The sequence below is a fragment of the Paraburkholderia sp. GAS38 genome, assembly GCF_050434965.1.
GTDB lineage: Bacteria > Pseudomonadota > Gammaproteobacteria > Burkholderiales > Burkholderiaceae > Paraburkholderia > Paraburkholderia phenazinium_A.
Window position 1 is genome coordinate 881,481 of record NZ_JBNDJO010000001.1, and the last position, 11,771, is coordinate 893,251.

12 protein-coding genes are annotated in these 11,771 nt (G+C 66.3%); 1 reads left to right on the top strand and 11 read right to left on the bottom strand.

Annotation, left to right across the window (positions count from 1 at the left end):
* Nucleotides 1–18 precede the first annotated feature (18 nt).
* The 11 genes from P3T42_RS03795 to P3T42_RS03845 form a co-directional block, all read right to left on the bottom strand.
* Complete coding sequence (locus P3T42_RS03795) at nucleotides 19–921, bottom strand: tetratricopeptide repeat protein (protein ID WP_429305212.1); 903 nt, start codon at nucleotides 919–921, stop codon at nucleotides 19–21.
* Between the two features lie 3 nt (nucleotides 922–924).
* Entirely contained in the window at nucleotides 925–1,941 is a 1,017-nt protein-coding gene (locus tag P3T42_RS03800) for a type II secretion system F family protein (protein WP_074301577.1), read from the bottom strand.
* Complete coding sequence (locus tag P3T42_RS03805) at nucleotides 1,941–2,951, bottom strand: type II secretion system F family protein (RefSeq protein WP_074298195.1); 1,011 nt, start codon at nucleotides 2,949–2,951, stop codon at nucleotides 1,941–1,943. The genes P3T42_RS03800 and P3T42_RS03805 overlap by 1 nt, the downstream gene beginning before the upstream one ends.
* Entirely contained in the window at nucleotides 2,944–4,302 is a 1,359-nt protein-coding gene (locus tag P3T42_RS03810; protein ID WP_074298193.1) for a CpaF family protein, read from the bottom strand. The genes P3T42_RS03805 and P3T42_RS03810 overlap by 8 nt, the downstream gene beginning before the upstream one ends.
* 3 nt (nucleotides 4,303–4,305) lie before the next feature.
* Nucleotides 4,306–5,547: a fimbrial protein gene (locus tag P3T42_RS03815; protein WP_074298191.1), complete on the bottom strand. Its 1,242-nt coding sequence runs from the start codon at nucleotides 5,545–5,547 to the stop codon at nucleotides 4,306–4,308.
* Nucleotides 5,519–5,698: a hypothetical protein gene (locus tag P3T42_RS03820; protein WP_429305213.1), complete on the bottom strand. Its 180-nt coding sequence runs from the start codon at nucleotides 5,696–5,698 to the stop codon at nucleotides 5,519–5,521. Before P3T42_RS03820 ends, P3T42_RS03815 begins: the two co-directional genes overlap by 29 nt.
* On the bottom strand, nucleotides 5,695–7,131 hold the full coding sequence (locus P3T42_RS03825) for a type II and III secretion system protein family protein (protein ID WP_429305214.1): 1,437 nt from the start codon (nucleotides 7,129–7,131) through the stop codon (nucleotides 5,695–5,697). The genes P3T42_RS03820 and P3T42_RS03825 overlap by 4 nt, the downstream gene beginning before the upstream one ends.
* Before the next feature lie 40 nt (nucleotides 7,132–7,171).
* Entirely contained in the window at nucleotides 7,172–8,107 is a 936-nt protein-coding gene (gene cpaB, locus P3T42_RS03830; RefSeq protein WP_253190253.1) for a Flp pilus assembly protein CpaB, read from the bottom strand.
* A gap of 88 nt (nucleotides 8,108–8,195) precedes the next feature.
* Nucleotides 8,196–8,693, bottom strand: a complete 498-nt coding sequence (locus P3T42_RS03835; RefSeq protein WP_083640516.1) for a TadE/TadG family type IV pilus assembly protein — start codon at nucleotides 8,691–8,693, stop codon at nucleotides 8,196–8,198.
* Entirely contained in the window at nucleotides 8,690–9,190 is a 501-nt protein-coding gene (locus P3T42_RS03840) for an A24 family peptidase (RefSeq protein WP_074298185.1), read from the bottom strand. The genes P3T42_RS03835 and P3T42_RS03840 overlap by 4 nt, the downstream gene beginning before the upstream one ends.
* A gap of 144 nt (nucleotides 9,191–9,334) precedes the next feature.
* Nucleotides 9,335–9,502 carry a Flp family type IVb pilin gene (locus P3T42_RS03845; RefSeq protein WP_429305215.1) on the bottom strand — a complete coding sequence of 56 codons (168 nt, stop codon included), beginning with the start codon at nucleotides 9,500–9,502 and terminating at the stop codon, nucleotides 9,335–9,337.
* Between the two features lie 650 nt (nucleotides 9,503–10,152).
* Between P3T42_RS03845 and P3T42_RS03850 the strand changes: the two genes are divergently transcribed.
* Nucleotides 10,153–11,658 (top strand): collagen-like triple helix repeat-containing protein, encoded by a 1,506-nt coding sequence (locus tag P3T42_RS03850; RefSeq protein WP_429305216.1) that lies wholly within the window; start codon nucleotides 10,153–10,155, stop codon nucleotides 11,656–11,658.
* Nucleotides 11,659–11,771 lie beyond the last annotated feature (113 nt).

Below are 11,771 nucleotides of genomic sequence, written 5' to 3' on the forward strand. Positions count from 1 at the left end.
CCCCCTTCTGCCACCCTGCTATTGTGAGAATCGCTGCAACAGGCGCGGCGCTGGTCCGGGCGCCGACGCGCTCGCGACCGGCGCGTTACGGGCATCCTGCTGCGTTTGCGCCACGCCCGGCCGCGCCATGCCGGCCACCGCAATCTTGGCCGCGTCGCGGCGGATCGCCGCGCGCACGTCCGGCGAGAATTTCTGCTGATCCATCAGCGTCGCCGCCCGCACGTTGTCGCCGTCGGCGAGCAGATACAGCGCGACGTTGCTGATGATCTTCGGATTGTTGTGATCGAGTTCCGCGGCCTTCATGAGCGGCACGCGCGCGCCGTTCACGTCGCCCTCGCGCAGGCGCGCGTAACCGAGATCCGACAGGGTCGGCGCATCGGTCGGCGCGAGCCGCGCCGCTTCCTGCAACTGCTGGGCGGCCCGCGGAAAATCGCCCGCCGCGCCCGCGATCAAGCCCAGTCCGCGATAGCCGCGCGCCGCGAGCGGCGTGGGCAGCAGTTTCGTATAGGCATCCGCGGCTGCATCCGGTTGATCGGTCATGCGCAGCGCGTCTGCGCGCATCAGGATTGTCTCCGGTCTCACGCCGTACTGCTTCTCGAAGGCGTCGATGTGGGCAAGCGAGGCGTAGTAAAGCCCCTCCGACTGCATCCGTCCGATCAGGTCGAGGTACACATCCGGCGTGTCGGGCGCCGGGTCGCGGCCCGCCTGCTGGATCTCGGCTGCGCGTTCGGCCTGCGGCCCCACGCCGTAACCCGACTCCTTCGACGCGCAAGCGCCGAGCAACGCGAGCGCCAGCACAGCGGTCGCGCGCCGGACCAGCCGCGCCCTGCGTGCCCCGCGCGCTGTGCGTGCTGTACGCACCGACGCCGCCTGCCATGCAGGAGCGGCGCCATCGAGGGTTAGGTCGTACGTCATTAGCATGGCTTACCGTCTCATTGAATTGAGCGAATGCGTCACCGCGAGTACGCCCGGTCCCGCGGTCACGATCAGAAGCGCCGGCAGCAGCGTCAGGATCATCACGCCCGTCATCTTCACCGCGAGTCGCCCGACCCGTTCGCGCAACATCGAGCGCCGCGTCTCGCGCAAGCGGTCGCCGAACTGCTTGAGCGGCTCCTGCACCGCGCCGCCGTGGCGGTCCACCTGCACCAGCAGCCGCACGATCGCGCGCATGTCTTCGTTGTCATAGCTCGAGGCCAGCCGCTGCAGCGACTGCTCGCGGGTGCGGCCCGCCGCGAACTGCCGCTGGGCGATTTCCAGCTCGCTCGACAGCACCGGCAGCACGCCGCGGAAATCGCTCACCATCACCTGCAAGCTCTGGTCGAGCGACAGGCCCACCCCTTGCAGCAGGCGCAACAGGTCGACCAGCATCGGCAGTTCTTCGATCACCCCGCGCCGGCGTGCACCCGCGCGGCGCTGGATAAAGAATTTCGGCAGCATGAAGCCGACGATCATCGCGCAGATCACCAGCGCGACATAGCGCTTGCCGTCGACATGCCCGCCTGCGAGCGTGCCCGCGAGCAACGGCAGGACGGCCGCGAGGCCGACCCGCGCGATCAGGAACAGTCCGCGTGTGCGAGTGTCGACGAAGCCGCATTGTTCGAGCAGGCGCCGGTCTTCATCGGCGACCAGTTGGCGCCCGAACGGCGTATCGAGCCAGCGGATGCCGGTGTGCGCGAAGCGCTCCACCAGGGCCTTGATACCGGTGGCGTGCTCCGCCTTCGTCGTCCTGGCAGCCGCGTTCGGGACGGCGTCCGTCCCCCGCGCCGTCGCACTGGCGGCCGCGAGCGCAGCACTTTGCAGCGCGCGTTCATCGAGTGCGTGGGCCAGCGTGCGCTCGCTGCGCCGCGCGGCGGCGAGCCGCGCCAGCAACACGCCGGCAATCAGCAGCAAGGCGAGCGCACCGAGTCCCAGCGCGATGGCGGCAACGTGATCGGCTTGCATCATGTCGCCCTCAGCCGCGTGAGGCGGTAGAGCAACCAGGCGCCGACCAGCTGCAAGCCGAACGCGAGATACACGAGCTCGCGGCCGGTCGGATCAAACCACATGGCGCCGAAGTAGCGTGGATTGGTGAGGATCAGAAAACCGCCGATACCAACCGGCAGCAGCGCCAGAATCCATGCCGACAGGCGCGTCTCCGCAGACATCGCGGACAGTTCGCGCTCGGCCTGTTCGAGATCGCGCATGAACGAAGCCATGCGGTCGAGCATCACATCCGCGCGGCCGCCGTACTTCACCGACAGGCGCAACACCGCGCCGACCAGTTCGAGCTCGCGGGCGCCGTACAGCACGGCCGCCTGCGAGAGCGCGCGGTCGATCTCGACGCCGGTGCGCAGCATGCGCGAGACGTGATCGAGACAATCGCGCAACGGCGCATCGGTGGTTTGCATCGCTCCCTGGAATGCCGCCGGCACGCTGTTGCCCAACGTGATGAGCCGCACGATGCCGTCGAGAAACGACGGCAGTTGCCGCACGATCGACTGGCGGCGCTTTTGCGTGCGCATCGACACCAGGAAGAAGACGAAACTCAGGCACGCGAGCAGCGTCACGGCCCCGGCCAGCACCCCGCCCTCGCGAACCGCCCAGAAGCACAGCACCGAGGTGGCAACCAGCATGATGAGCGCCGGCGTGCGGGCGTTCGCGATGCCGGCGCGACTCATCGTGTTGTCGATGGCAAAGCCCACTCGCGCTTTCAGGTAGGTCCATTGCACGCGCGAACCGGCGCCCTCCTCAGGGGCGTGCGGGGCCATACCGCCATGCGCCGCCGTGGCTTGCCGCAGCGGCGCGGTGCGCGCCGCGCTGACGCCGCCCGGCATGGTCGGCGCCATCCGGCTGTCGATAAAGCGCTCCGTGCTCGCCCGCTCCTCGCGTTGCGCCCCGCGCTGCAACAACAGCAGCGCGCCGGCCGCACACAGCACCGCGAGCGCCGCGATGAGCACGATCGCACTAGACATTGAAGCCCCCGCCGAACCCGCCACCGCCAAAACCGCCGAACCGGCCGGTCTGCTCCGGCGCGCCGCCGAGCGCCTGCCTGAAGCGCGAAAGCTTGGGCGAATGCGGGTGAATGCCGAGCGAGACCCATTGGTCGATTTCTTCGCCGTCCTGAGCAAGCACCGGCTCGTAGCGATACAGCTCCTGGGTGGCGATAATGTTGTCGGACAGGCCCGTCACTTCGGTGATGGACAGAATGCGCCGCCGCCCGTTCGAGAGACGGCCAATCTGCACGATGAAGTCGATCGCATTGGCGATCTGTCTCCGCAGGCTCGATTCGGTGCCCTGAAAGCCCGCGAAACCCGCCAGCATTTCGAGCCGGTACAGACACTCGCGCGGCGAACTGGCGTGCACCGTGCCCATCGAACCGTCGTGGCCCGTGTTCATGGCCTGCAGCATTTCCAGCACCTCGCCGCCGCGCACTTCGCCGACGATGATGCGATCGGGACGCATCCGCAAGGTATTGCGCAGCAGGTCGCGGATCGTCACCACGCCCGCGCCGTCGAAGCCGCCCGGGCGGCTTTCGAGCCGCACCACGTGCGGGTGGTTCAGCGACAGTTCGGCCGTATCCTCGATCGTCACGACCCGCTCGGGCTCGGGAATATGAAACGCCAGCGCGTTGAGCAGCGAGGTCTTGCCCGAACTCGTGCCGCCCGACACCAGCACGTTGCAGCGTGCCGCCACCGCCGCTTCGAGCAGCGCGCCGATCTCCGCGTTGTAGGTGCCGTTGCCGAGCAGATCCTCGGGACGCATCGGGTCCTTGCGGAATTTGCGGATCGAGACGATCGGCCCGTCGATCGAGAGCGGCTCGATCACCACGTTGACGCGGCCGCCGTTCGGCAGCCGCGCGTCGACCATCGGATTCGATTCGTCGAGGCGCCGGCCGATCGGCGCGAGAATGCGCCGCACGATGCGCAGCAGATGCGCGTTGTCGGCGAAGCGCACGGGGATCTTGGTCAGAATGCCGTGGCGCGAGACGTAAACGTCGTTGTAGCCGTTGATCAGGATGTCTTCGACCGCCGCGTCGTTGAGCAGGTCCTCGATCGGGCCGAAGCCCGCCAGTTCCTTGGTCAGCGCTTCGGCAATCAGCCGCACCTCGCTCTCGTTGATCGGAATCCGGCGCAGCCGCACGAAGCTGTCCATTTCCAGGTCGACGAACTGGTTGATCGCATTGCGCGACCAGCGGCCGAACTCCGCGCCGAGTTCCTCGATACGCGTGAGCAGATGTTCGTGCGCCGCGTTCTTGATGTCCTGGAACTGCTGGCTATGCGCGAACGAAGGCGCGTCGTCGGCAAATTCGATGTCTTTAGCCATCGTCTATGACCGCTTGTTGGAGGTTGGAATGAAGCGCTTGAGCGCACCGAGCGCGGACTTGCCGCGCGCCTGCGCCGCAGCGCTCGCCGCTCCGCCGAGCCGCTCGACCAGCGGCTCGAGCGCACGAACGAACGGGTCGCGCGGCGACGCGTCGATCAGCAGTTGCCCCTGATTGACGGCCTGCCCGAGCGGCACGCGCCGCTCGGGCAAGGTGCCGAGCAATGGAATATCGAGGCGTTGCGCGATCTGCGCAGCGGTAAGACCCAGATCCGGATCGAACTTGTTGACCAGCAGGCGCACCTGGCTCACGTCCACGCCCTCTTCCCGCAAGGCGTCGAGCACGCCGACCGCCGAGACGATCGACGCCACGCCCTGATCGCACAGCAGCCAGGTTTCGTCCGCGGCCTGCACGACATGCGCGATGAACTCGCTGTTGCTGAAGCCGCCCAGATCGACGATCTGCTGGTCGAAGAACGCCCGCAGCCGGTTGAACAGGCTGATCGAACTGGAGTAGGACACCTCGCGCATGTCGGCCAGATTCGGCGGCAGCGACGTGAGCGCGAGCCCGCTCGCATGATGCGACAGCGCGGTGTGCACGAAGGTCTGGTCGAAGCGGCGCAGATTGCGCACGGCTTCGACGAAGTTGAATTCGCTGCGTGTGTTGAGCAGCAGCGAGCCGTCGCCGGCCGGCAAGCCCAGGTCGAACAACGCGGTCTGCCGACCTTGCGACGCGTCGCGCCGGTGCAGCATGGCCGACAGGTTGGCGGCCAGCGTGCTCACGCCCATGCCCACCCGCGCACCGAGCAGCACCACCACATGGCCGTGCCGGCTGACCGGCTCGACCAGGTTGTCGATCACCTGGCGGGTGATGCGCAGCGCGTCTTCCGCCGGCGCCGACAAATCGATGAAATCGCGCACGCCGACGCGCAGCGCGGCGAGCGCACCCTCCGGCTCGGAGAGCGAACCGACCGCGACGATCTGCAGGCCCGGATAAGCGGCCCGTGCCGCACTCGCCGCGGCACTCGCCGCCGCGGCGCGGCCGCCGGAAAAGTCGACAAACACCAGCGACGGGTTGAGCGTCGCGATGCGCTGAGTCAGCATCGACGGATCGAGCGTCGCCTGTTCGACCGCACCGGCTGCCACCAGGGTATCGGTCAGCCATTGGACGTGTTCGTCGGCCAGCGACGCGAACACGAAGTAGTCGGTGATCACCCGTTCAGTCAATGAATGCGTTCTCGCGTTCATAGTGGACATCCCTTTGCAGCCTGAACTTCGCGGCCGCCGAATCGTACTGCGCACTGCTGCGGTTGGCCTGCGCCCATGCGCCGTCCTGCCCGCCCTTCCGGTTCGTCGCGCCGCGCGGCATCGGCCGCGCCGCGCGACGAACCACGTTCACTTCGAGAACCCCGGCGCCGCATCCGGCGACACGATGCCGCCCAGTACCGAACGCCACACCGCACCGTCGCGCTGCTCGGACTGCTCGCCGGGCGTCGTGGGCAATGCAGCGCCCTTGGCGATCGGCGAAACCAGATGCGGGGTCACGATGATGACCAGCTCCTTGTCGTTCTGCGAATAGCTCACCTGCTTGAAGAACGCGCCGATGATCGGCAGGTCGCCGAGCAACGGCACCTTCGACACATTCGAAATCGTCTCGCGGTCGATCAGGCCACCGATCAGGAAGCTCTCGCCGTCGCCCAGTTCCACGGTGGTATCGGCACGCCGCGTCGTAATGGCCGGCACCGACACGCCGTTGATCGTGATGGCGTTGGTAAAGTCCAGTTCGCTCGCCTCGGGCGCGACCTTGAGCGCGATCCGCTGGGGGCTCAGCACGGTGGGCGTCAACATCAGACCGACGCCATACGGCTTGTATTCGATCGACACCGTGCCGAGTGCCTGCGGCACCGGCACCGGAATTTCGCCGCCGGCCAGAAAGCTCGCGCTCTGTCCCGACAAGGCGACGAGTGTCGGCTCCGCGAGCACCCGTGCGAGATTGTTGCTCTCCATCAGGCTCAGATCGGCGCTGATGCCATGCGTGACCGAGTTGAACACCAGGTTGAAGGCCGATGAGATCGGCATGGTCGAGTTGAACGACGGCGACGCGCCGAAGGTCGCCGAACTGAGCGCCGAAGGGGCAAACGAGCCGAACGTGAAGCCGTTGTTCTGCTTGAGGATGTTCAGCCCGATCTGCTTTAACACCGAACGGCTGAACTCGACCACCCGCACGTCGACCTGCACCACCGAACGGGTCGCCACGGTCGAGGCGTCCACCACATTCGCGTCGGTGTCGCCCGCCGCGCCACCCGCCGCGGAGCCGCCCTTGCCGCCCGCGCCGCCACCCTTGCCGCTATCCAGACCGCTGCCGAGCGCGGCAGCGTGAGCGCGCGCCTCAACTTGCGCGACCGCCACGGCCCGCTGGTGCTGTTCCATCGTCGCGGCCGACCCGGAGATCAGCGCCGTATCGCCCGCCGTCTTCACCGACGGCGCGCCCGGCCCCAGCAACGCACCCGCTGCCGCACTCGTCACGTTGACCGTGTAGGACATCGGCGTGTCATGGTTGCGCTCCCACAGCATCAGATTGGTGCTGCCCGGCGATTTGCCGATCAGCAGCACGCCACCGCGCTTGTCGCCACGGATGATCAGCACGTCCGCGACCGTCGGGTCGCCAATCGCGATCCGCGTCAGGGTATGGCCGAGCGCCAGCGGCTGCTGCGAGCCCACCGTGATGTCGACAGTCTGCGGCGCATCGGCCGCCTCGCTAGCCGGCGCGACGGCCAGCGAGGCCATGCACAGCCACGCGGCCAACCCGCAAGCAAAGATCCGTTTTTTCATATTCTTATGGGCTCAACCGCCCGCCCGTTCCCTGAAACTGCTATCGAGCGACCGTTTCGGCGCGCCCACCCCGTATCACTTCAATACCGTCGTTCGCCGCACCCGCGACCCGCGTGACCGGCCGGGCGATGCGCGGCGCCGCCTGCGGATGCGCCACTGGATTGCCCGTGCTGCCGGACAGTTCGTCGAGCGCCACGCCGGCCGCGGCGCGTGTCGAGTCCTGTGCGGCGTCGCCCGCCGGTGCGTTGGCGGCGATCTTGAGGACGCCTGCCGTCGGCGCAAAAGCGGCCGGATCGATCACTTCGTCGTCCTTCGGATTGCGCAGGGCGAAGACAAGCCGTCCTGAGGTTTCAGCCAGGGTGAGCTTGTCGACGTCGGCAACCGGTACGGCAAGCACGGCGGTCCGCACCATGCCGTTCGCATCGCCCGGGCTGTCGGCTGCCGGCGTGGCGTTGCCGAAAGCCAGCACACGGACCTTCGACATCAGGAGGCGCGCCTGGCTGCGCTCGACTTCGGCGCCGTTGCCCAGGTTGCCGTCGCGTTTTAGCGTGAAGAACACGTCGACCAGATTGCCCGGCCGCAGCCGGTTGCCGACTGCGTTGCTTTCGTCGACGCGGACCGCGATCGCCCTCTGACCCGGTTCGACACGCTCCGCAATGCCCGACGACAACTGGCCTTCGAGCACCGGCGAATCCGCCCCGATGTCCGAGGTAGGTACGCGCCCGGCCAGTTGCGATGGGTCGCCGAATGCGCCGTTCGGATTGATCGGCAGCGTCTGCACGCGCAGCGCATCGACGGTGATCGGTTTGCCGGCGGGCAGCACGCGCGCCGCTACCACCACGGGGAAGGTGGCTTGCGTCACCGGCACGACCGGATGCGGCGCGGGCCGGCGCGAGAGCGTCCACGCAAAAACGCCCAGCAGCAGCGCGAGCGCGATCAGGACGCCGGCTAGGATGCGGGTCAGATTCGGCATGATGCGTCGCCCTGTGGTGTGAACGCGGCCCGGCAGCGGACCCGCTCAGGCGAATCCTGCGCAACCGGAAAGCGAGAAACGAATGCGTACGTCACAGTATGTTTTCCGGGTTGAGTTGCACCATCGCACTGCTCACCAGCGAGGCGGGCAAGACGAAATTCAGCAGCGGCAAAGTCGGCACCAGGGGTGCGCTGGCGTACTTGTAGGTCAAGGTCACCTTGATGCAATCCATCGTGGCGTCGTAACTGCAGGTCGTCGAACTCGATACACAGGTCGCGCTACTGATCAGCGAGGTCACCACGTTGCTTGCCGCCGTGCATGCGGCAGTCGTGCGTGCAGCAAGCGCGTTAGTCGTGCTCGTTGCCGTCTGGTAGTTCAGCGCGGCGCGGGCCCCCTCTTCAGCGGCCAGGGTCAGGTTCTGCTGTGCGACGAAGATCAGGCTGAAGGTCACAATCCCGTACAGGATCATGAAGAACAGCGGAAAAATCATCGCGAATTCCACGGCCGCGGTGCCACGCTCGCGGCGCCGGCGCAGCAACGCAACCCGCGGATGCGAGCGCGGAGCCGATTGGTAAGCAGTCCGGTTCATTTCATACCCGCAGCAAAGACATGCCACCCCAGCCACGCGATGGCCGGCACCGTCAGGCAGGCCGCGTACGGCGTAGAACGCCTTGCACCCAACTCGAAGGTCGGCCCACCCTGGCGTCCAACCGCCGCGAGCCGGGTATGCGTAGCGATCAGCAACCAGACCGCGTGAACGCCTGCTGCGAGGCTCGCGACAACCCATAGGCCAAGCAGCGCATGCACGCCGCACCAGGCGCCAAGCACCGCGAACACCTTGACGTCTGCGGCACCCATCACCCCGAGTGCAAAGAACGGCAGCAACGCCACCAGACCCACGAGCGCGCCGAGTGCCGCAGCCCCAGGCGAAACGCCAAAAGGACTGCATTGAAATAGCGCGCAGGCGAATGCCGCCACCAATCCGGTAGCGACGAGCGAATTCGGAATGCAGCGAGTACGGCAATCGCACACAGCGATCGCCAAGGCCCATGCGGCAAACAGAAACTGAGCAGTTGGCAAGTTCATATGGGACTCGACCGGCAACAAGAGTACCTGCGGACTGCAAAGCAGCCCGCATACGCTCTATTCGATCAGTGCTCTTAAAGGTGCTGGCTAACCGGCAAGCATGCCAATAGCCATCGCTCGCACCTAAACGAGCTACGTCGCCAACTACTTAGGAAGGTTGCTAGCGATGGTACTGAACAAGCCGCTCAGATCGGTACCCAGAGTCGTGACCGTGCCGACGATCGCAACCGCGATCAAACCGGCAATCAGACCGTACTCGATTGCCGTCACCCCTTTGTTATCTCTCAGGAATCTTGTAGTGAACTTTTTCATTTTCGCCCTCGGAACTTGCGGTATTCATTCGTATCTGCGCTGCATGTGATGAGGGTGTCGTCAGTGCCGTGGCCGATGATTCTCTCGTTCATCGACACGGGTCTTTTGCACTGCCACACCTTGTTCATCGCAGCCGGCTTCAAAGCGGTAAATTACATTTGGCCGTCTGTTCGATATCGCACCTCCCTCGTCAATCTTCGATGCTTTCGGCTTTTATAGCGTATCAATCGTATTTAAGCAATTGTCGGCTGTTGCGCGGGCGCTATTTTGTTTGAAGCCGTCTGTCTACGTAGATTAACGGCAGTTCGTGCGTTGCAGCACATAGGACTAACCATAGGTTAGATTCGCTCCACTAATTATCCGTTTGAACAAACCGTTTCAAGCAACACGCCCCCTCACGTTACGCACCCCACCGTAACGCCCGGTCCGGCTCGTTACGTTACGCCCGGCGCGGAACCGTTTTCAATGGCCGTCATTCACGCCTGATTCCGATTCGATAAGCGCTACATCAATCAGCCGCAAATCCATACCGCGTCTCGCTTTGCGCCATTCAAACAGAATTCATTGCGCATTCTCCAGTGGAAATGGCACGGGTGTTGCAGAGATAGGCACGCAGCACTATCCAACAACACATGCGATTCGAGGGCGACATGAACATTCAAACGGCTAATCTCACGGTACGGGCAACATTGATCGCGGCAACGGTGGCAGCGATGCTGTCGTTGAGCGCTTGCGGGGGCTCGGGAACCTTGAGTTCGGGGACGGGGGGCAGCGGTAGCGGCAGTGACGGGGGCGCACTGTCGACGACCAGCGGTGGTATGGGCGCAACATCCGGCGGCTCGGACGGTTCGGGTTCGGGCTCGAGTTCGGGGACGACCACGAGCAGCAACACCGGCGGCGGCACCACCACGACGGGCGGCGGTTCGACCACCACTGCAACCGCAAATGCACTCGGCACCGTAGCCGGCAACACGGGCAATATCGTCAGCAACGTTGGCTCGACGGTCTCGGGCATCGGCTCGGTGATCGGCTCGCAATCTCTTCCGGGCGTCAGCACGGCAACCACTCAAGCGGCTGCCGGCATCGTGGACAACGTGGGCGCAGCCGTCTCCACGCTCGGCAATGGTCTCACTGCAGGTCTCGGCCAGCTCGGCACCGGCGGCAACGCGATCGGCACCACGGTATCGAGCCTCGGCGGCGTGGTCGGCAATGTCGGCGGCGCGGTCACCAGCACCGGCAATCTTGTGACGAGCCTCGGCAGCGGCGCACTCGCCCCGCTCGCACCCGTGACGTCGCCGCTCGGCGGCGTGATCGACACACTCGGCGGCGCCGTCACCAACGGCGGCAGCACCCTGACCACGGCACTCTCGACCGGTCCGGTCGAGCAGGTCACGCAAACGCTCAGCACGGCCATCACGCCGATCACCTCGATGGTTGCGTCCACAACCGAAACCGTCGGCACGGCTACCGGTCTCGGCGCACCGCTCAGCGGCCTGCTGTCGACCGTCGGCAACGGCCTCGGCAAGGTCGGCAGCACGATCGCCTCGGCCGGCGGCAACCCGGTCACGACCGGTCTCGGCGGTGTCGTCACCAGCACCGGCACAACGGTGACCTCGGTGGGCGGTCTGCTGACGGGCGGCAGCACGAACCCGCTCGCCCCGCTGACCGGCCTGCTCGGCAGCCTCGGTTCAGTGGCCGGCGGCACCTCCAGCAGCAGCCCGCTCGCCCCGCTGACCGGCCTGCTCGGCAGCCTCGGTTCAGTAGCCGGCGGCACCTCCAGCAGCAACCCGCTCGCGCCCGTCACCGGTCTCCTCTCGAGCCTGACCGGCACGCTTGGCGGCGCCAGCGGCGGCAGCGGCAGCCCGCTCGCGCCCGTCACCAGCCTCGTCTCGAGCCTGACCGGCACGCTCAGCAGCGCCAGCGGCGGCAGCAGCAGCCCGCTCGCTCCGGTCACGGGCCTCCTGTCCACGGTCACCGGTACGCTCGGCAGCGCCACCACGACCGCCAGCAACGCGACCAAGAGCACCACCACCACCGCATCGACCGGCCTCGTCAGCGGCCTGACGTCGACAAGCGGCGGCGGCGCGGTGGGCAGCCTGTTGTCGCCCGTGACGTCGCTGGTCGGCGGTCTGCTCGGCGGGATTGCGAAAAAGTAACCAGGCAGATGGGCGGCCGCGCCTGCGCGGCTTCCCGCTTGACCTGACCTGAGCCGCGCCGCTCAGAAACGGTTGCACCGGCGCGTGGAGACCATCCAGTCAGACTCACAAGA

Coding starts and splice junctions, on each gene's coding strand:
- P3T42_RS03795 (WP_429305212.1), bottom strand. CDS start 921: ATGCTAATGACGTACGACCTAACCCTCGATGGCGCCGCTCCTGCATGG.
- P3T42_RS03800 (WP_074301577.1), bottom strand. CDS start 1,941: ATGCAAGCCGATCACGTTGCCGCCATCGCGCTGGGACTCGGTGCGCTC.
- P3T42_RS03805 (WP_074298195.1), bottom strand. CDS start 2,951: ATGTCTAGTGCGATCGTGCTCATCGCGGCGCTCGCGGTGCTGTGTGCG.
- P3T42_RS03810 (WP_074298193.1), bottom strand. CDS start 4,302: ATGGCTAAAGACATCGAATTTGCCGACGACGCGCCTTCGTTCGCGCAT.
- P3T42_RS03815 (WP_074298191.1), bottom strand. CDS start 5,547: ATGAACGCGAGAACGCATTCATTGACTGAACGGGTGATCACCGACTAC.
- P3T42_RS03825 (WP_429305214.1), bottom strand. CDS start 7,131: ATGAAAAAACGGATCTTTGCTTGCGGGTTGGCCGCGTGGCTGTGCATG.
- P3T42_RS03835 (WP_083640516.1), bottom strand. CDS start 8,693: ATGAACCGGACTGCTTACCAATCGGCTCCGCGCTCGCATCCGCGGGTT.
- P3T42_RS03840 (WP_074298185.1), bottom strand. CDS start 9,190: ATGAACTTGCCAACTGCTCAGTTTCTGTTTGCCGCATGGGCCTTGGCG.
- P3T42_RS03845 (WP_429305215.1), bottom strand. CDS start 9,502: ATGAAAAAGTTCACTACAAGATTCCTGAGAGATAACAAAGGGGTGACG.
- P3T42_RS03850 (WP_429305216.1), top strand. CDS start 10,153: ATGAACATTCAAACGGCTAATCTCACGGTACGGGCAACATTGATCGCG.